At 69.1% G+C, this 24,692-nt stretch carries 24 protein-coding genes, 1 tRNA gene and 1 pseudogene; 9 read left to right on the forward strand and 17 right to left on the reverse strand.

Features of this window, described 5'->3' with window-relative positions; translation table 11 throughout:
* Window positions 1–221 precede the first annotated feature (221 nt).
* Complete coding sequence (locus tag H0488_RS10235; protein WP_183099176.1) at window positions 222–359, reverse strand: hypothetical protein; 138 nt, start codon at window positions 357–359, stop codon at window positions 222–224.
* 567 nt (window positions 360–926) lie between these two features.
* Window positions 927–1,008 (reverse strand) — tRNA-Tyr (locus H0488_RS10240).
* A 142-nt stretch (window positions 1,009–1,150) separates the two neighbouring features.
* Here H0488_RS10240 and H0488_RS10245 point away from each other — a divergent pair.
* Window positions 1,151–1,642 (forward strand): YajQ family cyclic di-GMP-binding protein, encoded by a 492-nt coding sequence (locus tag H0488_RS10245; protein ID WP_183099177.1) that lies wholly within the window; start codon window positions 1,151–1,153, stop codon window positions 1,640–1,642.
* A 323-nt stretch (window positions 1,643–1,965) separates the two neighbouring features.
* Here H0488_RS10245 and H0488_RS10250 read toward each other — a convergent pair whose 3' ends face one another.
* A complete protein-coding gene (locus H0488_RS10250) occupies window positions 1,966–2,334 on the reverse strand; it encodes a hypothetical protein (RefSeq protein WP_183099178.1) in 369 nt (122 codons plus the stop codon).
* Window positions 2,335–2,365: 31 nt separating this feature from the next.
* Window positions 2,366–3,133, reverse strand: a complete 768-nt coding sequence (locus H0488_RS10255) for a hypothetical protein (RefSeq protein WP_183099179.1) — start codon at window positions 3,131–3,133, stop codon at window positions 2,366–2,368.
* Between the two features lie 159 nt (window positions 3,134–3,292).
* Between H0488_RS10255 and H0488_RS10260 the strand changes: the two genes are divergently transcribed.
* Together H0488_RS10260 and H0488_RS10265 are read left to right on the forward strand one after the other, a co-directional pair.
* The gene (locus H0488_RS10260) at window positions 3,293–3,541 is read left to right on the forward strand and encodes a hypothetical protein (protein WP_183099180.1); all 249 of its coding nucleotides are present in this window, start codon (window positions 3,293–3,295) and stop codon (window positions 3,539–3,541) included.
* On the forward strand, window positions 3,531–4,004 hold the full coding sequence (locus tag H0488_RS10265) for an SRPBCC domain-containing protein (protein WP_183099181.1): 474 nt from the start codon (window positions 3,531–3,533) through the stop codon (window positions 4,002–4,004). Before H0488_RS10260 ends, H0488_RS10265 begins: the two co-directional genes overlap by 11 nt.
* Window positions 4,005–4,025: 21 nt before the next feature.
* Here H0488_RS10265 and H0488_RS10270 read toward each other — a convergent pair whose 3' ends face one another.
* From H0488_RS10270 to H0488_RS10285, 4 genes are read right to left on the reverse strand one after another with little or no spacing between them, the layout of a single operon-like run.
* Window positions 4,026–5,060: a sulfate/molybdate ABC transporter ATP-binding protein gene (locus tag H0488_RS10270; RefSeq protein WP_183099182.1), complete on the reverse strand. Its 1,035-nt coding sequence runs from the start codon at window positions 5,058–5,060 to the stop codon at window positions 4,026–4,028.
* On the reverse strand, window positions 5,060–5,869 hold the full coding sequence (locus H0488_RS10275; protein ID WP_183099183.1) for a sulfate ABC transporter permease: 810 nt from the start codon (window positions 5,867–5,869) through the stop codon (window positions 5,060–5,062). Before H0488_RS10275 ends, H0488_RS10270 begins: the two co-directional genes overlap by 1 nt.
* Window positions 5,862–6,713, reverse strand: coding sequence for a sulfate ABC transporter permease subunit CysT (cysT, locus tag H0488_RS10280; RefSeq protein ID WP_183099184.1), 852 nt, complete (start codon window positions 6,711–6,713; stop codon window positions 5,862–5,864). Before cysT ends, H0488_RS10275 begins: the two co-directional genes overlap by 8 nt.
* 8 nt (window positions 6,714–6,721) lie before the next feature.
* The gene (locus tag H0488_RS10285; RefSeq protein WP_183099185.1) at window positions 6,722–7,768 is read right to left on the reverse strand and encodes a sulfate ABC transporter substrate-binding protein; all 1,047 of its coding nucleotides are present in this window, start codon (window positions 7,766–7,768) and stop codon (window positions 6,722–6,724) included.
* A gap of 295 nt (window positions 7,769–8,063) precedes the next feature.
* On the opposite strand from H0488_RS10285, the gene H0488_RS10290 reads away from it, so the two are divergent.
* The 6 genes from H0488_RS10290 (at window position 8,064) to H0488_RS10315 (ending at window position 14,825) form a co-directional block, all read left to right on the forward strand.
* Window positions 8,064–10,085, forward strand: a complete 2,022-nt coding sequence (locus H0488_RS10290) for a 2-oxoacid:acceptor oxidoreductase subunit alpha (protein WP_376768463.1) — start codon at window positions 8,064–8,066, stop codon at window positions 10,083–10,085.
* Window positions 10,082–11,179, forward strand: coding sequence for a 2-oxoacid:ferredoxin oxidoreductase subunit beta (locus H0488_RS10295; RefSeq protein WP_183099187.1), 1,098 nt, complete (start codon window positions 10,082–10,084; stop codon window positions 11,177–11,179). Before H0488_RS10290 ends, H0488_RS10295 begins: the two co-directional genes overlap by 4 nt.
* Window positions 11,180–11,220: 41 nt before the next feature.
* Window positions 11,221–12,129, forward strand: coding sequence for an EamA family transporter RarD (gene rarD / locus H0488_RS10300; RefSeq protein WP_312856281.1), 909 nt, complete (start codon window positions 11,221–11,223; stop codon window positions 12,127–12,129).
* A gap of 554 nt (window positions 12,130–12,683) precedes the next feature.
* Complete coding sequence (locus H0488_RS10305; protein WP_183099188.1) at window positions 12,684–13,703, forward strand: HNH endonuclease; 1,020 nt, start codon at window positions 12,684–12,686, stop codon at window positions 13,701–13,703.
* A gap of 48 nt (window positions 13,704–13,751) precedes the next feature.
* A complete protein-coding gene (locus H0488_RS25405; RefSeq protein WP_220794425.1) occupies window positions 13,752–14,033 on the forward strand; it encodes an HNH endonuclease signature motif containing protein in 282 nt (93 codons plus the stop codon).
* Window positions 14,034–14,255: 222 nt separating this feature from the next.
* A complete protein-coding gene (locus H0488_RS10315; protein WP_183099189.1) occupies window positions 14,256–14,825 on the forward strand; it encodes a hypothetical protein in 570 nt (189 codons plus the stop codon).
* Window positions 14,826–14,959: 134 nt separating this feature from the next.
* On the opposite strand, the gene H0488_RS10320 is transcribed toward H0488_RS10315, so the two are convergent.
* From H0488_RS10320 to H0488_RS10360, 9 genes and pseudogenes are all read right to left on the reverse strand, one after another.
* Window positions 14,960–15,958 carry a polyprenyl synthetase family protein gene (locus tag H0488_RS10320; RefSeq protein WP_183099190.1) on the reverse strand — a complete coding sequence of 333 codons (999 nt, stop codon included), beginning with the start codon at window positions 15,956–15,958 and terminating at the stop codon, window positions 14,960–14,962.
* On the reverse strand, window positions 15,955–17,550 hold the full coding sequence (gene nuoN, locus H0488_RS10325; protein ID WP_183099191.1) for an NADH-quinone oxidoreductase subunit NuoN: 1,596 nt from the start codon (window positions 17,548–17,550) through the stop codon (window positions 15,955–15,957). Before nuoN ends, H0488_RS10320 begins: the two co-directional genes overlap by 4 nt.
* A complete protein-coding gene (locus H0488_RS10330) occupies window positions 17,550–19,082 on the reverse strand; it encodes an NADH-quinone oxidoreductase subunit M (protein WP_183099192.1) in 1,533 nt (510 codons plus the stop codon). Before H0488_RS10330 ends, nuoN begins: the two co-directional genes overlap by 1 nt.
* The gene (nuoL, locus tag H0488_RS10335; protein WP_183099193.1) at window positions 19,082–21,031 is read right to left on the reverse strand and encodes an NADH-quinone oxidoreductase subunit L; all 1,950 of its coding nucleotides are present in this window, start codon (window positions 21,029–21,031) and stop codon (window positions 19,082–19,084) included. Before nuoL ends, H0488_RS10330 begins: the two co-directional genes overlap by 1 nt.
* A gap of 7 nt (window positions 21,032–21,038) precedes the next feature.
* Entirely contained in the window at window positions 21,039–21,332 is a 294-nt protein-coding gene (gene nuoK, locus H0488_RS10340) for an NADH-quinone oxidoreductase subunit NuoK (protein WP_141800503.1), read from the reverse strand.
* Complete coding sequence (locus H0488_RS10345; RefSeq protein WP_183099194.1) at window positions 21,329–22,147, reverse strand: NADH-quinone oxidoreductase subunit J; 819 nt, start codon at window positions 22,145–22,147, stop codon at window positions 21,329–21,331. The genes nuoK and H0488_RS10345 overlap by 4 nt, the downstream gene beginning before the upstream one ends.
* A complete protein-coding gene (nuoI, locus tag H0488_RS10350; protein WP_183099195.1) occupies window positions 22,144–22,749 on the reverse strand; it encodes an NADH-quinone oxidoreductase subunit NuoI in 606 nt (201 codons plus the stop codon). Before nuoI ends, H0488_RS10345 begins: the two co-directional genes overlap by 4 nt.
* On the reverse strand, window positions 22,742–24,136 hold the full coding sequence (gene nuoH, locus H0488_RS10355) for an NADH-quinone oxidoreductase subunit NuoH (protein WP_183099196.1): 1,395 nt from the start codon (window positions 24,134–24,136) through the stop codon (window positions 22,742–22,744). Before nuoH ends, nuoI begins: the two co-directional genes overlap by 8 nt.
* A pseudogene (locus H0488_RS10360) lies at window positions 24,133–24,692 on the reverse strand (hypothetical protein); the annotation flags it as partial. The pseudogene H0488_RS10360 and the gene nuoH, both read right to left, overlap by 4 nt.

Genomic DNA, 24,692 nt, shown 5'->3' on the forward strand with positions numbered 1-24,692 from the left:
CGGCTTGCGGGCCAGGTCGACTGCCCTGCGGCGGAACTCCGGTGGGTGTGGTGCAGGCATCTACGGACTCCTCTCCTGCAGCGATCATCGCTACAGATCAGGTGTCCGGGCTACCGGGTCAGGCTCCTCCTCCGGCGGCCTGCCTCTGTACGACTGCGCCACTGTCCGGGACGCTCCGCACTCGCAGCAGAGGGCACGGTTCGCAGGATGGCGACCCGCGGTCACAGCCGGACCGACCTGCTCTCGCGCCAGATGTCGACGCAGGTGATGCAGTCGTCGACGGCGGGCTCTGTGGCTTCTTCGACGTCGGAGCCGCGACCCCGCGGCAGTTCCACGTCGAGCCCACAGAACGACGACACGACGCCACCGATCGCGACTGCCTCTCGGAACTCCTCGAGTGGGTAGAGGTGCCGTCGATCGCGGCGATACTCCCTAACCGAAGCAGGTGCCGGCGCGGGGCGACACGTGACCGGCTGGCCCGACGCACGGGCAGCAGTAGAAGATGGATTCATGGTCTGGGTGCCTTTCGCGCACTCGGTACCTAGGCTCCGGTCGGTGTTCCAGCACCGGCCGGGGCCGCCTATGACACAGCTTCGTCCGACTCTCGCACGTCATTTCTTGAGTACGTCGAGGCTGGGGTCTCCCTTGTGGACAACCACCACGTTGACAGCACCTGTGAGCTCGCCACGCTGCTCGATGTCGGTCCCCCACGCGGAAAACCGGCGGATCAACCGGTCGGCGCAACGAACGTCGCGCCGCGGCCAGAGGGGCGGGTCGAACTCGGCCGTATCGCAGCCAATCTGCGGGGTTGTGAGGCCGAAAACCGACCGAAAACGCCCCGCTGGATCGCACGTGGATCGCACGCGGGCGAAATGCAAACCGCCCCTGACCCGCGTTTCCGCAGGTCAGGGGCGGTTTTATCCCTGTGGCAGGTAGTGGATTCGAACCACTGTAGGCATTGCCGGCTGATTTACAGTCAGCTCCCTTTGGCCGCTCGGGCAACCTGCCAGGGTGTGTCACGACCGCCTTCAACCTGGCTCAGAGCTGGCTCCGAGCTGGCCCAGGTTGGCCGGTCGACAACGACGCGAAACAATAGCGCAGCACGACGCCGTCCCCGAAAACCGCACTCAAGACAGCACAGGTGAGATCCATGGCCGACTCCTCCTTCGACATCGTCAGCAAGATCGACCGGCAGGAGGTCGACAACGCGCTCGGACAGACGGCCCGAGAGGTCGCGACCCGCTTCGACTTCAAGGGCACGGGCGCCACGATCGAGTGGAAGGGCGACCAGGCGATCGAGATCACCGCCTCGGCCGACGACCGCGCCTCCGCCGTACTGGACGTGTTCCAGCAGAAGCTGATCAAGCGCGGCCAGTCGCTCAAGATCCTCGACGCCTCCGAGCCGCGGCCGTCCGGGCAGCAGTCGAAGATCGGGATCGTGCTCAAGGAGGGCATCTCCTCGGAGGACGCCAAGAAGATCACCAAGCTGATCCGCGACGAGGGCCCGAAGGGCGTGAAGGCGCAGATCCAGGGCGACGAGCTGCGCGTCTCGTCGAAGAAGCGCGACGACCTCCAGGCCGTGCAGGCGCTGGTCAAGGCGCAGGACTACGACTTCGCGGTGCAGTTCACCAACTACCGGTGACGGTGCAGGTCAGCCCGCTCTCCATGGCCGCCAGTCCGCAGGGAGTCCGCAGAGCGCCACAGTGATCATCATCGCGTCAGGATGGGCCTGACAAAGTCAGACGATGTGGGTATGCTCGTCAACCAGTCCCTGACGTCCCCAGGGACCAAGGTGAGGCCCTCGATTGGCGCGGTGGGAGCTGGTCAACCGGGGCCGCTGCGCCCCCGGCCCGTCGTCGCATTCGGGCCGGGGGCCTCCTGCGCTTTCCTCGACCAACGGGGCCGCTAAGGCGAAATGATCGTGGCCCGCCTCCTTCCGGAGCCGGGCCACGATCGTTGGTTGGGTCAGCGGTCGCCGAGGTCCCGCCGCGGGGGCAGGTTCTTCGTGCCCCTGTCCTTGGTCGGACGCAGGTTCTTCACGCCCTTGTCGGACCGGTCCACCACCTTGGTGGGACCGGCCTTGACGGCCGGCGGCTGCGCGGTGCGCGTCGACCCCGCCGGGATCTTGTCCGACGGCTTGACGCCCCGACTCGCCTTCATGTTTGTCGTCGCCGGCACGCGGACGGAGCCGGGGGGTGCCGCCTTCTCCGTCTGCGCCCCCCGGGTGGACCCGGCGGACCCGTCGTCGGCCAACCCGAATCCGGGACCAGCCGTGACGAGCGCAGCCGCGACCGCGACCGCGAGCACGGTAGCTCGGGCGCTGCGCGCCCTCATTTGGAGTGTCATCTGAGGCTCACAGTCCTATCTACGAGGCCTGCAGGCAGTAGACGTGGGCCGTGATCGTGCGGTTGCCGGCGCTGTTGTTGTGTGCGAACACCGACCAGCCATTGCCCTGCCTGCGGGAAGCGACGACGAAGACGTCGAAGAACCCGTCGTTGCCACCGGAGAGCGCGACCTCACCCGCGAGGCAGCTCGCGGTGACGGAGCCGTTGCCGTTCGCCGGGATGTTGGCGCTCACGGCCGAACGCTGCGTGATCGTGCCCAGCTCGCTGGCCCGCACGGAGCCCGCGCCGAGGTCCGCGGAGAAGAGCGAGTTGTTCTGGATCTCGCCGGAGTCGATCGAGTTGTCGGCGATCTCGGTCGCCTGGACGGCATCGGTCTGGATCTCGGAGGAGCTCACGGAGTCCGGCGCCAGGTCGGCGGCGGTCAGCGAGTCGTCGAGGACGTCGACCGAGCCCACGGTGCCATCGAGGATGTCGATGCCCGCGATCGAGTTGTTCAGGATGTCGGACGACCGGACCGTGCCGTCGGCGATGTCGAGGCTGGTGATCGTCGCATTCGTGATGTCGGCGCTCTTGATCGAGCCGTTGAGGATCTTGGTGCTGCCGATGGTCTCGTTGTGGATGTCTGCCGCGACGATCGTGCCGTTCTTGATGTCGACGCTCTGGATCGAGTCATTGATGATGTCGCCGCTGCCGACCGTGTTGGCCGCGTACGCGGTGCCGGTGGTCACGGCCAGCACGACCGCTGTGCCAGCCAAGACCTTGCCGAAGGTGAGTTGCGGGAGCCTCATGCGTAGCCGTCCTCGAAAGGTAGAAAGGGTTGCCCGAGAATTGCCCGGAGGCCCCGGGCTCGGTTGCGACGCTACGTCGCCGGACGGGGTCCCGTAATCGGCCAAACGGGCTATTTCCTCCTCCCGCCACCAGCGCGCCGCGCCGCTAGGGTGACCGCCATGAACCGGCTGCTCGTCGCCCTCCTGTCCGTCCTGATCGTCCTGGTGGCCGCGCACGGCGTGCTCCTCTGGCGGGCCGACGAGCGCGCCAGGGAGGACGCCGAGGAGCAAGCCTGCATCCAGCGGGCCCAGGCCACCGCGATCGTCGGCCTCCTGGTGCCGGCCGTGATCACCTCGTCAGAGGACCTCGACCGGCAGAGCCAGCTGCAGTCGCTCGGCGCTCTCAGCACCCAGCTCGATGCCTGCTGAACCCCGCGCGACCGTCGCGATCGAGGCCCCACTCGCGGTCGTCTGGCAGGTCATGCTCGACACCGAGGCGTACGCCGAGTGGAACCCGTTCGTCGTACGGGCCGAGACCGAGCAGCCACCGGCCGTCGGCAACCCGATCCTGCTCTCGGTGCGGTGGGCGAACGGCAAGGGCACCCGCTCCCCCGAGGTGATCACCGCGATCGAGCACCCGACGACAGCCGCCGACGGTACGACGACCGCGCTCCTCTCCTACGTCTACGCCGGACTGCCGGCCAAGCTCGGCCTGGTCCGCGGCACCCGGCACCAGAAGCTGACCCAGCCGCCGGGCCGGCCCACGACGTACGAGACCTGGGAGGAGTTCTCCGGCCCGCTCGTGCCGCTGGCCGGCCCGGGGAGGGTCGCCGACGGCTTCCGCCGCCACGCCGAGGCCCTCGGGCGCCGGGTGGCGGCGATCACCAGCTGAGCCGCGGCGGGCGGTCTCCCGTCAGACGGCCACCACCGCCGGCACCATCGCTGGCACCGTGACCGCGCCGACCGCGGCCGTCAGCCACACCCGCGACCCCAGCTCGAGGTCGAGCGACCGGGCGTGGCTGCGCGGCAGCACGACCGAGACCGGCGCGGCGCCCACTCCGGTTGTCGAGGAGGTCGCGCTGCGACCGTCTCGAGACACGTCCTCGAGCTCGACCTGGAGGCGCACCTCGAAGCCCACCCGCAGCAGGCGGGTGACCGTCCCAGGGAAGGTTCCGGCCCGGCCGGGGGTCGTCGCGACCTCGATGTCGTGCGGCCGCAGCCGCACCGGCCCGAGCCGGGTGACCTCGCCGAGGAAGCCCATCACGAAGTCGTTGGCGGGCTCGTCGTAGAGCTGGTCGGGGCTGCCGACCTGCTCGACCCGGCCCTGGTTGATCACCACGATCTCGTCCGCGACCTCCATCGCCTCCTCCTGGTCGTGGGTCACGAACACCGTGGTCACGTGGACCTCGTCGTGCAGGCGCCGCAGCCACTCGCGCAGCTCCTTGCGGACCTTGGCGTCCAGGGCCCCGAACGGCTCGTCGAGCAGCAGCACGCTCGGCTCGACGGCGAGCGCCCTGGCGAGCGCCATCCGCTGCCGCTGGCCGCCCGACAGCTGCGAGGGCAACCGGTCGGCGAACTGCGAGAGGTGCACGAGCTCGAGCAGCTCACCCACGCGCCGCTTCACCTCCGCCTTCGGGGTCTTGCGGATCTCCAGCCCGAACGCCACGTTCTTCGCGACGGTCATGTGCTTGAACACCGCGTAGTGCTGGAAGACGAACCCGACGTTGCGCTTCTGCGGCGGTAGCTTCGTCGCGTTGGTGCCCTCGATCGCGACGCTGCCGCTGTCGGCGGTGTCGAGTCCGGCGATGATCCGGAGCAGGGTCGACTTGCCGCCGCCCGACGGGCCGAGCAGGGCGGTGAGCTGACCGGTGGGCAGCGAGACGCTCACGTCGTCGAGGGCGTAGAAGTCGCCGTACTTCTTGGTCACGTTGGTCACTTCGATGGACATCAGTGGTGCTCCTTCGGGCGGAGGATGGAGACGACGACGATGCAGAGCACGCTCACGAACGCGAGGACGAACGAGGTGGCGTAGGCGCCGGCCTGGTCGAAGCTCTGGTACTGCTTCTCGACGAGCAGCGTCGCGGTCTGGGTCTGGTTGGCGACGTTCCCGGAGACGATCTTCACCGCTCCGAACTCGCCGAGGCTGCGGGCCAGGCTCAGCACCACGCCGTACACGACCGCCCACTTGATGCTGGGCAGCGTGATCCGCCAGAACGTCTGGCGGGCGTTGGCGCCGAGGCTGCGCGCCGCCTGCTCCTGGTCGTCGCCGATCTCGGTGAGCACCGGCACGACCTCGCGGATGACGAGCGGCAGCGCCACGAAGCAGGTGGCCATGATCATCCCGGTGCCGCTGAAGATGATCTGGACGCCCCACTTCTCGAGGTGCTCGCCGAACCAGCCGTCCCGGCCGTTGTAGACGAGCAGCAGCGAGAGGCCCACGACGACCGGCGAGACCGCCATCGGCAGGTCGACCAGGGCCGACAGGACCCGCTTGCCGGGGAACTCGTAGCGGACGAGCAGCAGCGAGATGCCGACGCCGAACACCAGGTTGATCAGGACGGCCTGGACGGCGACCTGGACGGTCAGGGTGAGCGCGTTGACGGCCTGCTCGTCGCTGAAGATCTCGACGAACGTGCCGAGGCCGTCGGCGAACGCCTGACGGACGATCGTCGTGACCGGCCAGGCGACCAGGAAGAAGACGTAGCCGATGGCCAGCACGCGCAGCAGCCACTTCACGGGGGTGGAGACCTCAACCACGGCGTGACACCCGCCTCTGCACGACGTCGAGCACGACGATCACGAACAACGCGACAGCGAGCATCAGGCTCGCGACGGCGGCGGCCGACTCCGTGCTGCCGTTCTCGATGAAGGAGAGCACCCGCACCGAGACGACCTCGGTGCTGAACGGCTTGTTGCCGCTGAGCAGCACCAGGGATCCGTACTCCGCGATCGCGCGGGCGAAGGACAGCGCCGCGCCGGCGGCGATCGCCGGCGCCAGGCTGGGGAGGATGATCCGCCGGAAGATCGTGAGGCGCTTCGCGCCGAGCGACGCAGCGGCCTCCTCGACGTCGTGGTCGAGCTCCTCGAGGACCGGCTGCACGGTGCGGACGATGAACGGGAGCGTCACGAACGCCAGCGCGAGCAGGACCGCCCGCTCCGTGTAGGCCCAGTCGAGGCCGATCGGGCTGCCGTTGCCGTAGAGGCCGAGCAGCACGAGACCGGCGACGATCGTCGGCAGCGCGAACGGGATGTCGATGATCACGTCGAGCACCGCCCTTCCCCAGAACCGGTCCCGGACCAGGACCCAGGCGATCACGGTGCCCATGACGATGTTGATCACCGTCACCAGCAGCGACTGACCGACGGTGAGCTGGATGGCAGCCATGGTCTGCGGGTTGGCGAGGGTGTCGACGTAGCCCGACCACCCGCGCCCGGCGGAGGTGGCGACGATGGCGGTCAGCGGGATCAGCACGAGCAGGCTGAACCAGGTGACGGCGATGCCGAGCCCGAGCGAGGACCCGGCGGTCAGGGTCGTGCGGGCGCCCGCCCGACGCCGTGGCGACGTGGGGCGGGCGGTCGCACCAACGGTTGCGGTGGCCACAGGTGTCCCTACTCCTGGGCGTCCGCGCCGGACTCTTCGATGAGCTGCGGGATGATCCCGAGCGGCTCACCGTCCTCCCCGTCGGCGAAGAAGCGCTCCGCTGCGACGGACCAGCCGCCGAAGTCGTCGTCGATGGTGAACAGCTGCGCCGGAGCCGGGAACGGATCGGCCGGGTCGTTCGCGCCCTCGACCTCCGGCAGTTCCACACCGTCGACGCCCTCCACCGGACGGAACCCGAAGCCGGCGTACAGCTCCTGCGCCTCGGCCGACGTCACGAACTCCAGGAAGTCCTTCGCGCTCTCCTTCGCATCCACCGTGACCGCAGCCGGGTTCTCGATGAGCAGCGTGTCGGTCGGCACGACGTAGTCGATGGCCTCACCGTTCTGCTTGGCGAGGATCGCCTCGTTCTCGTAGGAGAGCAGCACGTCCTGGTCCCCCTCGACGAACGCCGAGGTCGCCTCGCGGCCGCTGGCCGGGAGGGCGGGGGTGTTCGCCAGCAGCTGCGAGACGAACTCCTCTGCCTCCTTGTCGGTGCCGCCGTTGCCGACGACGTGCGCCCAGCCGGCGAGGATGTTCCAGCGTGCGGCACCCGAGGAGCCGGGGTTCGGCGTCACGATCTCGACGTCGTCCTCGACCAGGTCGTCCCACGAGTCGATGCCGAGCGGGTTGCCCTCGCGGACGACGAAGACGACGACCGAGGACGTCGCGATGCCGTTGGTCGGCGTCGCCTCCTTCCAGTCCTCGGCGACCAGGCCCTCGTCGACCAGCCGGGTCACGTCGGTCTCGAGCGAGAAGTGGACGTAGTCCGCCTCCTTGCCGTCCACGACGGCCCGGCTCTGGTCGCCCGAGGCGCCGTACGACGGCGCGAACTCGACATCGGTCCCGGCATCGCTGTCCTGGAAGGCCTCGTAGACACCCTCGTTCGCCGACTCCATCACCGAGAACGCCACCACGGCGACGGTGTCCTTCGAGTCGCTGCCGCCGGCCGAGGTGCAGGCGGTCAAGGCCACCATCCCGGTCAGCCCCAGCGCCGTCGCCCTGATCGTCTTGTTCATCTCTCTTGTCCTCACTTCGTGGCTCTGCCTCGCCCCTCGAGGCGCGACCTTCTCGTTAATGATGGGTAGATTACTAGACTTTAACGAGAAACGAGCAACCACCCTCCGAGGAAGGGGTGCGGCCGACCGCTCGAGGGCCAGCAGGGTGTGAGTGAGGTCACGGAGGCCGGGCTCTCAGGACCTGGCGAAGAATCGGAAGCGCGTCGACGGCGGACTATCGTGGGGCAGCGTGTCACCGCCGCCTCCGGCGAGACTTCGGACACGTGTCCAGCAGAAAACTGGAACAGGTTCTAGAATCAGGCATGTGCTCAGGGAAAGTGGACCGAACGTGAGTCAGACCAAGCAGGTCAAGCAGCTCGATCGGGTGATCATCCGGTTCGCCGGGGACTCCGGTGACGGCATGCAGCTGACGGGTGACCGGTTCACGCAGGAGTCGGCCGTCTTCGGCAACGACCTGGTGACCCTGCCGAACTTCCCGGCCGAGATCCGCGCACCTCAGGGCACCCTGCCGGGCGTGTCGTCGTTCCAGGTGCACTTCGCCGACCACGACATCCTGACCGCGGGCGACCGTCCCGACGTACTGGTGGCGATGAACCCGGCGGCGCTGAAGGCCAACGTCGGCGACCTGCCCAAGGGCGCGGCGATCATCGTCGACAGCCACGACTTCACCAAGCGCAACCTCGACAAGGCCGGCTACGACGTCAACCCGCTCGACCTGCTGGGCGACGCGAACGACCCGCTGGGCGACTTCCAGGTGCACCCCGTCGACCTGACCGGGATGACGGTCGAGGCGGTCAAGGAGTTCGGCCTGTCCCGCAAGGACGCGGCCCGGGCGAAGAACATGTTCGCGCTCGGCCTGCTGTCGTGGATGTACGGCCGTCCGACCGAGTCGACGACGACCTTCCTGGAGAACAAGTTCAAGAAGGCCCCCGACATCCGTGACGCCAACATCACCGCGTTCAAGGCCGGCTGGAACTACGGCGAGACCACCGAGACGTTCGTGGTCCGCTACGAGGTCAAGCCCGCGACCCTGCCGACCGGGACCTACCGCAACATCACCGGCAACCTGGCGCTGTCCTACGGCCTGATCGCCGCCGGCGTCCGCTCCGGCCTGCCGGTCTTCCTCGGGTCCTACCCGATCACCCCGGCCTCCGACATCCTCCACGAGCTCAGCAAGCACAAGGCGTTCGGCGTGACCACGCTGCAGGCCGAGGACGAGATCGCCGGCATCGGCGCGGCGATCGGCGCGTCCTTCGCGGGCTCGCTGGGCGTGACCACCACCTCGGGTCCCGGCATCGCGCTGAAGTCCGAGGCGATCGGCCTGGCGGTGATGACCGAGCTGCCGCTGCTGGTCATCGACGTGCAGCGCGGCGGTCCGTCCACCGGGCTGCCGACCAAGACCGAGCAGGCCGACCTGCTGCAGGCGATGTACGGCCGCAACGGCGAGGCGCCGGTGCCGATCGTGGCGCCGCAGTCACCCGGCGACTGCTTCGCCGCAGCGGTCGAGGCCGCCCGGATCGCGATCACCTACCGCACCCCGGTCATGCTGCTCTCCGACGGCTACCTCGCCAACGGGTCCGAGCCGTGGCTGATCCCCGACATCGACGACCTGCCGGCGATCGACCCGGACTTCGCCACCGCCCTCAACCACGTGTCGAAGAAGGCGGCCGCCGCGCAGGAGGACGGGAGCGCCGCCGAGCCGGACGAGTTCTGGCCTTACCTCCGCGACGAGGAGACCCTCGCCCGGCCGTGGGCCATCCCCGGCACCCCCGGCCTCGAGCACCGGATCGGCGGCCTCGAGAAGGGCGACGGCCACGGCAACATCGCCTACGACCCGGCCAACCACGACTTCATGGTCCGGATCCGCCAGGCCAAGGTCCAGGCCATCGCCAAGTCCCTCCCGCCGCTCGAGGTCGACGACCCGTCCGGCGAGGCGAAGGTGCTGGTGATCGGCTGGGGCTCGACGTACGGCCCGATCGGTGCGGCCTGCCGCCGCGTCCGCCGCGCCGGCTACCAGGTCGCCCAGACCCACCTGCGCCACCTCAACCCGTTCCCCGACGACCTCGGCGACATTCTCAAGCGCTACGACCGGGTCCTCGTCCCCGAGATGAACCTCGGCCAGCTCTCCAAGATGCTGCGCGCCGAGTACCTCGTCGACGCCATCGGCTACAACCACGTCCGCGGCCTCCCGCTGAAGGCCGCCGAGCTCGCCGAGGCCATCGGCCAGCTCGTCGGCGAGGCCGAGGGCGTCGACGTCGACCTCGGCGAACACGGACTGAACCCGCCTGCCGACCACGAAGAGGCACCTCTCTCATGAGCACCGACCTGAACCTCCCGACCCTCCGCACCGGCACCGAGTCGGTCCCGGCAGCCGACGGCCCGCAGACGGCCAAGGAGTTCACCAGCGACCAGGAGGTCCGCTGGTGCCCGGGTTGCGGCGACTACGCCGTGCTCAAGGCCGTGCAGTCCTTCCTGCCGGGCCTGGGCCTGCGCCGCGAGAACATCGTGTTCGTCTCCGGCATCGGCTGCTCCTCGCGGTTCCCGTACTACCTCGACACCTACGGCATGCACTCGATCCACGGCCGGGCGCCGTCGATCGCGACCGGCATCGCGACCGCGCGGGAGGACCTCTCGGTCTGGGTCGTCACCGGTGACGGCGACGCGCTCTCGATCGGTGGCAACCACCTGATCCACGCGCTGCGCCGCAACGTGAACATGACGATCCTGCTGTTCAACAACCGGATCTACGGCCTCACCAAGGGCCAGTACTCCCCGACCTCCGAGGTCGGCAAGATCACCAAGTCCACCCCCGTGGGCTCCCTCGACCACCCGTTCAACCCGGTGTCCCTGGCGCTGGGCGCCGAGGGCTCCTTCGTGGCCCGCACCATCGACAGCGACCGCAAGCACCTCACCGGCGTGCTCGAGGCGGCCGCGGCGCACCGCGGCACGTCGTTCGTCGAGATCTACCAGAACTGCCCGATCTTCAACGACGGAGCGTTCGACGCGATCAAGGACAACGACACCAAGGAGCACGCGATCATCCCGCTGGTCCACGGCGAGCCGATCACCTTCGGCAGCCGCGACGCGACCACCGGCATGGGCGACAAGGCACTCGTCCGCTCCGCCGGCGGCGGCGTCGAGGTGGCCGAGACCGGCGCCGTGTCGCCCGACCAGCTGCTCGTCCACGACGCGCACAACCCGGACCCGTCCACTGCGTTCGCGATCTCCCGACTCACCGACGCCGGCTACCTCAACCGCTCACCGATCGGCATCTTCCGCCAGGTCGAGCGCCCGACGTACGACGATCTCGCCCGGGCCCAGGTCTCCGACGCCCGCGCCAAGGTCGAGGGCAGCGGCCCCGAGCGGCTCACCCAGCTGCTGAACGCCGGCGACACCTGGAGCGTCGGCTAAACCCCTACCGGTCATGACCGTCCGGGCCGTACGCTCCTGACGTGGCGGAATCGCGGCGGGGCCTGCTGTTCGGGATCGCCGCGTACGGCCTGTGGGGCGCCTTTCCGCTCTACTTCCCGCTCCTGCAGCCGAGCGGCCCGATCGAGATCCTGGCCCACCGGATCTTCTGGTCCGCGCTCGCCATGGCACTGCTGGTGCTCCTGCTGCGCCGCCGCGGTGCCCTGCGCGACCTGCTCCGCGATCGCCGTACGACGCTGCTCCTGCTGCTCGCGGCGGCCACGATCACCGCGAACTGGGGCACCTACATCTACGGCGTGAACTCCGAACGCGTGGTGGAGACCTCGCTCGGCTACTTCATCAACCCGCTGGTCACCGTGCTCATGGGCGTCGTCATCCTCGGCGAGCGGCTGCGGCCGGTCCAGTGGGCGGCGCTCGGCGTCGGTTTCGTCGCCGTCGCGGTGCTGACCTGGGACTACGGCCGGCCCCCGTGGGTGGCGCTGGTGCTGGCGTTCTCGTTCGGGACCTACGGGCTGGCGAAGAAGACGGCCAGCGTCGGCGCGGTCGAGAGCCTGGCGTTCGAGACGGCCGTGATCGCGCCGTTCGCCGTCGCCTTCCTGTTCTGGCTCGGCGCCTCCGGCGAGGCGCACTTCGCCTCCGAGGGCGCCGGCCACGTGCTGCTCCTGATGTCGAGCGGCGTCGTCACCGCGATCCCGCTGCTGCTCTTCGGCGGCGCCGCCACCCGGCTCTCGATGACCTCGTTGGGGCTGCTCCAGTACCTCGCGCCGGTGCTGCAGTTCGCGCTCGGCATCACCGTGCTCGGCGAGGACATGCCCCCCGGCCGGTGGATCGGCTTCGCGCTCGTCTGGCTCGCCCTCACGGTCTTCACCTGGGACGCGCTGCGCGAGCGGCGCCGGCAGTTCGTGCTGGTCTCGGAGTCCGCCGCCGTCTGATCGATCGTCCGGCGCCCTCGACCCTCGCTTGTCGAGGAGGTCGCTCTGCGACCCTCGTTGGTCGAGGAGGTCGCTCTGCGACCCTCGTTGGTCGAGAAGGTCGCCCTGCCACCTCGTTGGTCGAGAAGGTCGCCCTGCCACCTCGTTGGTCGAGAAGGTCGCCCTGCCACCTCGTTGGTCGAGGAGGTCGCTCTGCGACCTCGTTGGTCGAGGAGGTCGCTCTGCCACCCTCGTTGGTCGAGAAGGTCGCTCTGCCACCCTCGTTGGTCGAGAAGGTCGCTCTGCCACCTCGTAGGTCGAGAAGGTCGCTCTGCCACCTCGTAGGTCGAGAAGGTCGCTCTGCCACCTCGTTGGTCGAGAAGGTCGCTCTGCCACCTCGTAGGTCGAGAAGGTCGCTCTGCCACCTCGTAGGTCGAGGAGGTCGCTCTGCGACCGTCACGAGACCCCCATGCCCGCACCTTCTGCAACGCTTCAGTAGTCGCGGTCAAGGGGTGTTTCCACAGGTGGATCGGGCTCGCATCGAACTGTCGGAGCCTTGTGGTTTGATTCCGAACATGGATCTCGGGACCGCACCGCTCTTCGACCTCACCGCCCCGGCGGCGGTCGAGGCCGTCGGCTCTGTTGCGGTCACGCGCTCCCAGGAGCTGCTCGCCAGCATCCAGCAGCGCCGCACGGTCATCACCGATCAGGAGATCGCCACCGTCCGCGAGATCGCCGAATGGGCTGGCGAGCATGTCGTCGCTGATGAGGCCGACGCGTCGACGTTGACCGAGCGTGGTCTGGACACCGGGCTGCCGCTCGCCGGACCCGGTGCCCCCTTGGTCAGTGACTTCGCGGTGATGGAGCTCAGTGCCCTCTTGGGTCAGTCCCTGGACTCCGGACGCAACTACGTCGGGCAGGTGATCGAGCTGGCCCACAGGCTCCCGCGACTCTGGGCCCGGGTGCTCGACGGTGAGGTCCCGGTGTGGAAGGCACTCCGGGTCACCGACTCCACCCGGCTGCTGCCCGCCGAGGCCGCTGTGTTCGTGGACCGCCACCTCGCCCCCTACGCCCACGGGTGCACTTGGACCCAGGTCGACCGGCTCGTCGAGGAAGCACTGGTGCGGTTCGACCCCGAGGCCGCGGAGGAACGGCGGCGAGAGGCGCAGGACCACCGTCACGTCGACACCGGCGTGGACAACGTCGGCTACGACGGCATCGCCCACGTGGACGCCGTCCTCGATGTTGCCGATGCCCTCGACCTCGAACAAGCCCTCGCGCGTCGCGCCAAGCTCTACGGCCAGCTCGGCGACGACGACTCCCTCGACGTACGCCGCGCCAAGGCGCTCGGTGAGATCGCGCGTGAGGACCTGATGCTCGACTTGGAGGTCGCCGACCCCGATACCGGGGAGATCGCCCGCACCGTGCCCGGCCGCAAGACCGAGCTCGTCGTCCACCTCAGCGCGACCGACCAGACCGTCGGCCGGTTCGGCAACACCCGCACACCGATCAGCGTCGAGCAGATCAAGCAATGGCTCGGATTGGCGCACACCTCGGTGATCGTGCGGCCGATGATCGACCTGGCCGGCTCCTAGCCGGTCGACTCCTACGAGATCCCCGACCGCATCGCCCGACAGGTCACGCTGCGTGACCACCACTGCGTCTTCCCGCACTGCACCCGACCGGCCGAGTCCTGCGACCTCGACCACATCGAGCCGCACGCCGCCGGCGGCGAGACCTCCGCCCGCAACCTGGCCCCGAAGTGCCGCGGGCATCACCGGATGAAGACCGCCGGCCGCGCCTCCTACCGGATGCTCACCCCCGGCACCTACTACTGGACCCTGCCGTCGGGGACCTACCTGGTCGACCCCACCGGCACCTACCAACTCACCGCGACTCCTACGTCCGACCCGCCCGAGGAATAGCTACCCAGCCCCGAACCCCGCCTCGGCGGGGGCATCGGCATGCGCGCTACTGCCGAGCGGAGGGCGCGGCCATCACACACGACGTACCTGAAGTTCCGGCCCCATCTGGACCCGCATCGGGGCCGAAACCTCAGGTACGACGTTCAGCGATACCCGCCCGCTGCTGCCGAGAAGCGGGCCTACCCCCGATCCTCAGCGTTTCTCCTGACCTAGGGTCACGACATGGGTTCCTTCACAGAGGTCTGTCTATCCTTCGACTTCGCCGAATCGACTCCTGACCATGTGCTCGCCGCGTTCTCTGCGTTGGCGACAGGAGACGAGTCGAATGGCGCTCCTCCGACCGCTCTCCCACCACCAGTCGTGGAGGCGTGGGAGGACTTCACGCCAGACTGGCGAGACTACTTAGGACCCGATGCCAATCCCTACGAGCACGAGCCATGGCGACACGACTGGGCGAGGGCCGTCAGTTACGACATGGACGCCAGCACCACACCGCACGGTTTGCTCAATTGGTCGGGGTACCGCTGGCACCTCGACTGCCGGTTCTCCTGGAAGACAGACCCCCTGGTCGCAAGCGCCGCGCTGGAGTGGCTTGCGCCGTTCGTTGAACCCCGCCTTGGGTCCTTCATCGCAGGGCTGAAGCCGGGACCACCAGCTGAGTACGACTGGAAGCCCAACCCCACACTGGTTGGCTACGCCCTCTACGAAGGCCTACCGCGCCCTCATCTGCTGTGGGTTAAGGAAGGCACCTGGGAGTTGGAGGACCTGAACCCCGAGGACGCATGGCAATGAGGCGCTGCGCTTCTGCGTGCTCGCGCAGCGGCACGCTATTGGCCGCACGGCGTGCTCGCGCAGCGGCACCCTAATGGCGCGTGCACTCCGGACCGTCGTTCGGAGAACCCACGCCTACCGCAGGTCCCGCGATCTCAGCTTGTCCGCACGGCGACGACGTCGGCGAAGGCCTCGAGGGCGGAGCGCACCGATCCCTCGGGGAGGACGGCGAGCAGCTGCTTGGCCTCCTGTGCCCGGGCGACGACGTAGGCGCGGGCCTCGGCCATCGCGGGGTGCTTGCGCAGCAGGTCGAGCGCCTCGGCGTGCAGGTCGTCGTCGGTGAGGTCGGCGGAGAGCAGCTCGAGCAGCCGGGCGTCGGCGGGGTCGGCGGAGGCCTTGGCCATCAGCACCGGCAGCGTCGGCACTCCCTCACGCAGGTCGGTGCCGGGCGTCTTGCCGGACTCGGTCGACTCCGAGGCGACGTCGAGGATGTCGTCGGAGAGCTGGAACGCGGTGCCGACGAGCTCGCCGTACTCGGTCAGCGCGGCCACCACCTCCGGGGAGGCACCTCCGAACATCGCGCCGTAGCGGGCGGAGGTCGCGATCAGCGAGCCGGTCTTGCCGGCGACGACCTCGAGGTAGTGCTGCAGAGGGTCGTCGCCGGGGCCCGGCTCCACGGTCTCGAGGATCTGGCCCTCGACCAGCCGGGTGAAGGTCTCGGCCTGGATCCGCACGGCCTCCGGGCCGAGCTGCGAGGTGAGCTCGGAGGACTTCGCGAACAGCCAGTCGCCCGTGAGGATCGCGACCAGGTTGTCGTAGCGGGAGTTCGCGGAGTCGGCGCCGCGGCGCAGCGCGGCCTCGTCCATGACGTCGTCGTGGTAGAGCGAGCCGACGTGGGTGATCTCGACGACGCAGGCCGCCATCTGCACCTCGGCGGCGTCCGGGCGGTCACCGGCCTCGGCGGCCAGCAGGACCAGCAACGGGCGGAACCGCTTGCCGCCGGCGGCGAGCAGGTGGCGCGCCGCTTCGGTGACGTACGGCGCCCGGCTGCTCGCGTGCTCGAAGAGCGCTGCCTCGACCGCCGTCATCCGCTCGCGCAGGCGGGCGGCCAGGGCGTCGTCGGTGATCGGCAGGGCCAGCTCGGCAGGGCTCACCTGATGAAGTCTCCCGCACCCACCACCAGATCGAGCACCGGGCCCGGCACAACGCCGAGCACGACGGTCGCCGCGAGGCAGACCGCAACGGTGCCGACGGTGAGCAGCGAGGCCTCGCTGACCGCCGCCGTCTCACCCGGTTCGGGCTCGTTGAAGAACATCACCCGGATGTGGCGGATGTAGAAGAAGACCGCGATGACGCTCGACACGATCGCGGGCAGCACCACCCACCAGAAGCCGGCAGACATGGCCGAGGTGAAGACCGCCCACTTCCCGACGAAGCCCGACGTGAGCGGGATGCCCGCCATCGACAGCAGGAAGAACGCGAACGCCCCGGCGACCAGCGGTGAGCGCTTGCCGAGGCCGGCCCAGGCTGCCGTGCCGGTCGCCTCGCCACCGGCGTCACGGACCACCGTGACCAGCGCGAACGCACCGACCGACGCGAAGCCGTAGGTCGTGAGGTAGAACAGCACGCCCTCCAGCGACGAGTACTGGCCCTCGGCGAGGTCGCCCGCGCCCTGGGCGCCGATCACGCCGGTCAGCAGGAAGCCGGTGTGGGCGACCGCGGAGTAGGCGAGCATCCGCTTGACGTCGGTCTGCACGATCGCGAGCACGGCGCCGAGCAGCATGGTGGCGATCGCGACGACCGCCAGCATCGGCTGCCAGCTCCAGCGCTCGGCGCCGAACGCGACGTAGAAGAGGCGCAGGAGGGCGCCGAACGCCGCGACCTTGGTGGCCGCCGACATGAAGGCGGTGACCGCCGTGGGCGCGCCCTGGTAGACGTCCGGCGTCCAGGCCTGGAACGGCGCGGCGCCGACCTTGAACAGCAGGCCGACGGCGAGCAGGGCGATGCCGGCCAGCAGCAGCCCGTGGTCCGCGCTGCCCGCCCGGACCGCCTTGTCGACGCCGGCGAAGGACACCGAGCCGGCGTAGCCGTAGACCAGCGCGGCGCCGTACAGGAAGAAGGCGGAGGAGAAGGCGCCGAGCAGGAAGTACTTGAGCGCCGCCTCCTGGCTGAGCAGCCGCCGGCGGCGCGCCAGCCCGCAGAGCAGGTAGAGCGGGAGGGAGAGCACCTCGAGGGCCACGAACATGGTGAGCAGGTCGCCGGAGGCGGGGAAGAGCAGCATGCCGCCGATCGCGAACAGCAGCAGCGGGTAGACCTCCGTGTGGTCGAGGCCCTTGGTGGCGGCCTGACGCTCCGCCTCCGTGCCGGGAAGCGCTGCGGCCTGGCCGGCGAACGAGGAGAGCCCGCCCTCCAGGCGTCGCTCCGCGAACAGGGCGGCGCCGAGGATCCCGAAGACCAGGATCAGGCCCCACAGGTACAGGGTCGGACCGTCGACGATGACACTGCCCTCGGCACCCACCAGGCCGCGCGCAGCGCCGTCGGCGTGCTCCTCGACGTCGGTGGCGACCCAGATCGTCGCCGCGAGGCCGGCGACCAGACCGCCGACGGTGACCAGCACCTGCGGGATCCGCCGCCGCTCGCGCGGGAGGAACGCCTCGACGAGGACACCCAGGCACGCGGCGCCGAAGACGATGAGCAGCGGGAGCAGCTCGAAGTACTCGATGCTCGGCTTGCTGAACTCGGGCATCAGTGCGCCTCCTCCTCGGTGCCGGCCTCGTGGTCGGGATCGACCGCCGGGACGTCCGGTCCGTCGTCCTCGACGCCGACGTGGGCCAGCAGGTCGTCGGTGAAGGGGTTGGCCACGTCGAGCAGCGGCGCCGGGTAGAAGCCGAACAGCAGCAGCGCCGCCATCAGCGGCGCGACCGCGCCGATCTCACGGACGTCGAGGTCGGTGGTGCCCTCCACCTCCGGCGGGGTCGGGCCGGTCATGGTGCGCTGGTACATCCAGAGCACGTAGATGGCCGCCAGCACGATGCCGGTGACGGCGATCGCGCCGACGTACCAGGCGTAGTCGAACGCCGACACGAGCACCAGGAACTCCGACACGAACGGGCTCAGTCCGGGCAGGCCCAGGGTCGCCAGACCGGCGACCAGGAACAGGCCCGCGAGGACGGGGGTCGCCTTCTCGAGGCCGCCCATCTCGCTGATCAGGGTGGTGCCGCGGCGGTGGAGGACGTAGCCGGCGATGAGGAACAGCGCCGCGGTGCCGATGCCGTGGTTGACCATGTAGAGCACCGCGCCGGAGCTGCCCTGGCTGGTCATCGCGAAGATGCCGAGCGTGATGAAGCCGAAGTGGCTGAGCGAGGTGAGACCGATCAGCCGGAGCACGTCGTCCTGCCCGATCGCCACGAGCGCGCCGTACACGATCGAGATCAGCGCGAGGGTGATGACGACCGGCGTCGCCCACTCCGATGCCTCGGGGAAGATCCCGAGGCAGAAGCGCAGCATGCCGAAGGTGCCGATCTTGTCGAGCACGCACACCAGCAGCACCGAGGTGCCGGGCGTGGCCTTCTCGGTGGTGTCGGCCAGCCAGGTGTGCAGCGGGAACAGCGGCGCCTTGATCGCGAACGCGATGAAGAAGCCGGCGAACAGCCAGCGGCCCGCGTTGGTGCCGATGTCGAGCGCGGCCAGGTCGGAGAGGAGGTACGACGGCTCGCCCTGCTCGGCGGAGACGACGTACAGGCCGATGACCGACGCCAGGAGCACCAGGCCGCCGGCGAGCTGGAACATCAGGAACTTCATCGCGGCCGCACCGCGGCCCGCGCGGCCGAAGCCGCCGACGAGGAAGTACGCCGGGATCAGGGTGGCCTCGAACACGACGTAGAAGAGGAACACGTCGGTCGCGCAGAAGACCGCCAGCGAGAGCGACTCCAGCGCCAGTGTCCAGGCGACGAACGCCCGTGCGCCACCGCCGTCGGTGTCATCGGCGGTGAACCACTCGGCGGCGAGCACGAGCGGCACCAGGGCGACGGTCAGCAGCACCATCAACAGGCCCAGGCCGTCGAGGCCGAGCGCGTAGTGGACGCCGAAGGCCTCGATCCAGGTGTAGGTCTCCGTCAGCTGCATGCCGTCGTCGACCTGGTAGGAGAACGCGGCCACGATGCCGACGACGAGCGTCGCGGCGGCCACGCCCATGCCGAGCAGCTTGCTCAGCGTGGCAGGGGCGACGGCGACGACGATCGCGCCGACCAGCGGGAGCCAGATCAGGGTGGACAACATCAGAGGTTCACCGCCACCAGGGTCAGGACGAGGATCAGGGCGCCCACGAGCACGGACAGGGCGTAGGAGCGCACGTAGCCGGTCTGCAGCCGGCGCAGTCCCTGCCCGACGCCGCGGACCGTGAAGGCGCTTCCGGTGAAGGCGCCGTCGACGACACTGCGGTCGGTGGCGACCAGCGCGGTCACCAGGTGCCCGCCGGGTCGCACGACGAGGCCGTCGTTGATCGCGTCGCCGTACAGGTCGGCGCGGGCCGCCCTGGTGACGAAGGAGACGTCCTGCGGGGCCTCGCGCGGCACGTCGCGCTTCTGGAACAGGAAGAACGCGAGCGCGACGCCGACGCCGACCACGGCCACCACGATCAGGGTGATCACGATCGCGGGCAGCGGCGGGTCCTCGTGCTCGACGTGTCCGACCACGGGCGTGAGGAACTCGACGATCCAGTCACCGGCGAGCATCACGCCGCCGAGCACGGAGAGCGCGGCCAGCACGATCAGCGGGACCGTCATCACGGCGGGCGACTCGTGCGGGTGCACGCCGTCGGCCCAGCGCTTCTTGGTGAAGAACGTCAGCAGCATCATCCGGGTCATGTAGAAGCCCGTGATCCCGGCGCCGAGGAGGGCGCAGAGGCCGACGAGGAGGTTCTCGGTGAGCGCGACCTCGATGATCTTGTCCTTGGAGAAGAAGCCCGAGAAGCCGGGGAACCCGATGATCGCGAGGTAGCCCATCGCGAACGTCAGGAACGTGATCGGCAGCAGCTTCTGCAGGCCGCCGTAGTGGCGCATGTCGACGTCGTCGTCCATCGCGTGCATGACCGAGCCGGCGCCGAGGAACATGTTGGCCTTGAAGAAGCCGTGGGTCAGCAGGTGGAAGATCGCGAACGCGTAGCCGGCGACACCGAGGCCGGCGCCGAGCATCATGTAGCCGATCTGGCTCATGGTCGAGCCGGCGAGGCCCTTCTTGATGTCGTCCTTGGCGCACCCGAGGATCGCACCCCACAGCAGCGTCACCGTGGCCACGATCACGACCGCGGTCTGCGCGGTCGGCGCGAGCTCGAAGATGAAGTTGGAGCGGGTGATCAGGTAGACGCCGGCGGTCACCATGGTGGCCGCGTGGATGAGCGCCGACACCGGGGTCGGGCCCTCCATCGCGTCGAGGAGCCAGGCCTGCAGCGGGACCTGCGCGGACTTGCCGCAGGCGCCGACGAGCAGCAGCACGCCGAGCCAGTTGAGCGTCGTCTCCGAGGCGCTTCCGGCGGACGCGCTGATCACGCTGAAGCTGGTGGAGCCGAAGGTGACGAAGAACAGGAAGATCGCCAGCGCCATCCCCATGTCGCCGACCCGGTTGATGACGAACGCCTTCTTGGCCGCGGCCGCTGCCGAGGGCTTGTGCTGCCAGAACCCGATCAGGAGGTACGACGCGAGGCCGACGCCCTCCCAGCCGAGGAACAGCCCGAGGTAGTTCTCCGACAGCACCAGCATCAGCATCGCCGCGACGAACAGGTTGAGGTAGCCGAAGAACCGGCGCCGCCGCGGGTCGTGCTCCATGTAGCCGATCGAGTAGACGTGGATCAGCGAGCCGACGCCGGTGATGAGCAGCAGGAACATCGCCGACAGCGGGTCGTACATCAGGTCCATGCCGACGTCGAGCCCGCCGACCTGGATCCAGTCGTAGAGGTGCTGGGACACCTGGCGGTCGGAGTCGTCACGCCCGAGCAGGCTGAAGAAGCACAGCAGGCTGATCACGAACGACCCGACAGGCAGCGCGGTGCCGAGCAGGTGGCCCCACTTGTCGGTGTACTTGCCGCCGAGCAGCAGCACCGCGGCGCCGAGGAGCGGCAGCGCGATGATCAGCCACAGCAGCGAGAAGACGCCGTCGGCCTCGGTCGGAGCGACCACCGGGATGTGGTGCTCTGCCTCCGCAGCGACGGTCAGCAGCAGGTGAGAACTCATCGGCCCCTCAGAACTTCAGCAGGCTGGCGTCGTCGACCGAGGCCGATCGACGGGTGCGGAAGATGGTCATGATGATCGCGAGTCCGACGACGACCTCGGCCGCGGCCACCACCATCACGAAGAAGGCGGCGATCTGGCCGTCGAGGTTGCCGTGCTGGCGGGCGAAGGCGACGAAGGCGAGGTTGCAGGCGTTGAGCATCAGCTCCACGCACATGAACACCACGATCGCGTTGCGGCGGGTGAGCACCCCGATCGATCCGATCGTGAACAGGATCGCCGAGAGCACGACGTACTCGGTCACGAAACGTCCTCCTCGCTGCTCGCCGTCGCCGCGTCCTTGCCGCCGGTCTCGGGCTTGTGGGCCGGGTCCTGGCCGAGCTGGGCGGTGACCACGTCGATGTCGTCAGCGAGGGCGCTCGCGAGGCGGACCGTGCCCCGGGCCGCCAGCACCCGCGAGACGGAGGCCGGCGCCGGGCTGCCGTCGGGCAGCAGCGCCGGGGTGTCGACCGCGTTGTGGCGGGCGTAGACGCCCGGAGGTGGCAGCGGTCCGAGGTGGACGCCCTTCTCGGTGAAGTCGCGCACCCGCTTCGCGGCGAGCTCCTGCTGGTTGGGCCTGGGCGTGAGCCGCTCCCGGTGCGCGAGCACCATCGCGCCGACCGCAGCGGTGATGAGCAACGCGCTGGTGACCTCGAAGGCGAAGACGTAGCGCGAGAACAGCACGTTGGCGAGCGCCTGCACGTTGCCGCCCTCGTTGGCCTCGTCGAGCCCGACCGCGGAGCCGAAGGTGATCTGGGTCAGCCCGACCACCATCATCACGACGAACGCCAGTCCGGTCACCCACGCCAGCGCACGCTGGCCGCGGATGGTCTCGACGAGCGAGTCGGAGGCGTCGACACCGACGAGCATCAGGACGAACAGGAAGAGCATCAGGATCGCGCCGGTGTAGACGATGATCTGCACGGCGAAGAGGAACGGCGCCTCGAGGACGGCGTAGAGAATCGCGAGGCTGATCATCACGACCGCGAGCAGCAGCGCGGCGTGGACCGCCTTGCGCACGAACAGGATGCCGACCGCCGCCAGCACCATGATCGGCGCGAGAATCCAGAACGCGGTCACGTGGTCTCACCTCCGGTGGCCGGCGCCGCCGGCTTGAAGTCGCCGCGGTAGTAGTCCTTCTCGTCGTCGCCGAGCTGCATGGCGTGCGGCGGCTGCTCCATGCCGGGCAGGAGCGGCGCGAGCAGGTCGGACTTCTCGAAGATCAGGTCCTGGCGGTTGTCGTCGGCGAGCTCGTACTCGTTGGTCATCGTGAGCGCGCGGGTCGGGCACGCCTCGATGCACAGCCCACAGAGGATGCAGCGCAGGTAGTTGATCTGGTAGACGCGGCCGTACCGCTCGCCCGGCGAGAACCGCCCCGACTCCACGGTGTTGCCGTCCGCGTCGACGGTCGGACCGTCGACGTTGGACGCGCCCTCGACGTAGATCGCGTCGGCCGGGCAGGCCCAGGCGCACAGCTCGCACCCGATGCACTTCTCCAGGCCGTCCGGCCACCGGTTGAGCTGGTGGCGGCCGTGGAACCGCGGCGCGGTCGCGAACTTCTCCGTGGGGTACTGCTCGGTCACGACCTTGCGGAACATCGTCCGGAAGGTCACGCCGAAGCCGGCGACGGGGTCCCAGAACTGCTCCTTGAGCGACGGGGTCCCCTGGGACTTGTCAGCCATCGTTCGTCTCCGCGCCCTCGGTGGTGCCAGAAGTGGTGCCAGAAGTGGTGCCGGAAGTGCTGCCAGGACTGTCGGTTGTCGCGCCCGACGCCGTCGACATGGTCGGCGCGTTCGATGCGAAGACCAGCGGCCGAGCCGCGCCCTGCACGGGTCCGCCCGCGGGCATCGGCGGGACGGGGAAGCCTCCGGGTCGCGGCGCCGTGACCGGTGTGCTGTCGTCGGCGCGCTGCTTCTCCGGGATGAGGAACAGCAGCAGGAACACCGCGAGCAGGACCCCGGCGGCGATCATCGCGGTCTGGCGGTCGAACTCGAGGTCCTCCCGCGCCACCCGCATCGTCGCGACCGCGATGATCCAGATCAGTGCGATCGGGATCAGCCGCTTCCAACCGAACGCCATGAACTGGTCGTAACGGAGCCGCGGCAGCGATCCGCGAAGCCAGATGAAGATGAAGATGAAGAACAGGACCTTGCCGAAGAACCAGAGCACCGGCCAGTAGCCCTGGTTGGCGCCGGCCCACACCTCGTCGATCCAGAACGGCGCGTGCCAGCCGCCGAGGAAGAGCGTCGTCGCCAACGCCGAGACGGTCGCCATGTTGATGTACTCGGCGAGGAAGAACAGCGCGAACTTCAGCGAGGAGTACTCGGTGTGGAAGCCGCCGACCAGCTCGCCCTCGGCCTCCGGCAGGTCGAACGGCGCGCGGTTGGTCTCGCCGACCATCGCGATCGTGTAGATCACGAACGACGGCAGCAGGATCAGGCCGAACCAGAAGTCGTCCTGAGCGGCCACGATCTCGCTGGTCGACATCGAGCCGGCGTACATGAAGACCGACACCAGCGCGAGGCCCATCGCGACCTCGTAGGAGATCATCTGGGCGCTCGAGCGCAGGCCGCCGAGCAGGGAGTACGTCGAGCCGCTGGACCAGCCGCCGAGCACGATGCCGTAGATGCCGATCGACGCGATCGCCATCACGAACAGCACCGCCACGGGCATGTCCGTCAGCTGCAGCGGGGTCCGCTCGCCGAAGAAGTTCACCTCGGGGCCGAACGGGATCACGGCGAAGGTGACGAAGGCCGGGATGACCGCGATCACCGGCGCCAGGATGAAGACCACCTTGTCGGCGGCCTTCGGCGTCAGGTCCTCCTTGAGGGCCAGCTTGACGCCGTCGGCGAGCGACTGGAGCAGGCCGAAGGGGCCGTGCACGTTGGGGCCGATCCGGTGCTGCATGCGGGCCACGACCCGGCGCTCCCACCAGATGTTGAAGAGGGTGAGCAGGACGAGCACCACGAAGATCAGCAGGGTCTTGAGACCGATGACCCACCAGACGTCGTTGCCGAACGCCGGCAGCTCGGTGGTGTCCGCCGCCAACGGCGTGAGGAACTCGCTCATGCCTGACCTCCCTCGACTCGAACGCGACTGCCGGGCGAGGCGAGGTCGCTGAGCACACCAGCACCGAACGAGTTGGCCGGCACCCACACCACGCCCGGGACCAGGTCGTCGGCGACCGCGGCGGGCAGCGTGACCGAACCGCGGTCACCGGTCAGGGTCACCGTCGGCCCGTGCGCGTCGAAGACGTCCTGGGTCACCAGCGCGACCGGGGTCCGCGCGGTGGCCTTGAGGTACTTGTCGCCGTCCTGCATCCGGCCGTTGTCGATCGACTGCTTCCAGGTCGCGAGGACGAGACCGTCTTGGTCTCGTGACGGTTGCTGCGCAACCTCCTCGACCAACGACTGGCCGGTGCCTTCGACCTGCGAGCCCGTTGGTCGAGGAGCTCGCTCTGCGAGCGTCACGAGACCAGGCCGCTCGCCGTCCCACGGTCCGAGCTGCGCCATCTCGGCGCGTACCTCGGGGACCGTGCGGAAGCCGAGCGCCGCGCCCATCTCCTCCGCGATGCCGGACAGGATCCGCAGCTCGGGGAGGGAGGAGGGGTTGCTGAGGGCCGCCT

Origin of the sequence: Nocardioides pelophilus (assembly GCF_014180685.1) — a bacterium.
GTDB lineage: Bacteria > Actinomycetota > Actinomycetes > Propionibacteriales > Nocardioidaceae > Nocardioides > Nocardioides pelophilus.

Bases quoted from the DNA above. Each gene is read 5' to 3' on its own strand.
- H0488_RS10315 (WP_183099189.1), top strand. From the start codon at position 14,256: ATGGGTTCCTTCACAGAGGTCTGTCTATCCTTCGACTTCGCCGAATCG.
- H0488_RS10265 (WP_183099181.1), top strand. From the start codon at position 3,531: ATGCCTGCTGAACCCCGCGCGACCGTCGCGATCGAGGCCCCACTCGCG.
- H0488_RS10295 (WP_183099187.1), top strand. From the start codon at position 10,082: ATGAGCACCGACCTGAACCTCCCGACCCTCCGCACCGGCACCGAGTCG.
- nuoH (WP_183099196.1), bottom strand. From the start codon at position 24,136: ATGAGCGAGTTCCTCACGCCGTTGGCGGCGGACACCACCGAGCTGCCG.
- H0488_RS10255 (WP_183099179.1), bottom strand. From the start codon at position 3,133: ATGAGGCTCCCGCAACTCACCTTCGGCAAGGTCTTGGCTGGCACAGCG.
- nuoN (WP_183099191.1), bottom strand. From the start codon at position 17,550: ATGCCCGAGTTCAGCAAGCCGAGCATCGAGTACTTCGAGCTGCTCCCG.
- H0488_RS10285 (WP_183099185.1), bottom strand. From the start codon at position 7,768: ATGAACAAGACGATCAGGGCGACGGCGCTGGGGCTGACCGGGATGGTG.
- H0488_RS10270 (WP_183099182.1), bottom strand. From the start codon at position 5,060: ATGTCCATCGAAGTGACCAACGTGACCAAGAAGTACGGCGACTTCTAC.
- H0488_RS10245 (WP_183099177.1), top strand. From the start codon at position 1,151: ATGGCCGACTCCTCCTTCGACATCGTCAGCAAGATCGACCGGCAGGAG.
- H0488_RS10305 (WP_183099188.1), top strand. From the start codon at position 12,684: ATGGATCTCGGGACCGCACCGCTCTTCGACCTCACCGCCCCGGCGGCG.
- H0488_RS10260 (WP_183099180.1), top strand. From the start codon at position 3,293: ATGAACCGGCTGCTCGTCGCCCTCCTGTCCGTCCTGATCGTCCTGGTG.
- nuoI (WP_183099195.1), bottom strand. From the start codon at position 22,749: ATGGCTGACAAGTCCCAGGGGACCCCGTCGCTCAAGGAGCAGTTCTGG.
- nuoL (WP_183099193.1), bottom strand. From the start codon at position 21,031: ATGAGTTCTCACCTGCTGCTGACCGTCGCTGCGGAGGCAGAGCACCAC.
- H0488_RS10250 (WP_183099178.1), bottom strand. From the start codon at position 2,334: ATGAGGGCGCGCAGCGCCCGAGCTACCGTGCTCGCGGTCGCGGTCGCG.
- H0488_RS10330 (WP_183099192.1), bottom strand. From the start codon at position 19,082: ATGTTGTCCACCCTGATCTGGCTCCCGCTGGTCGGCGCGATCGTCGTC.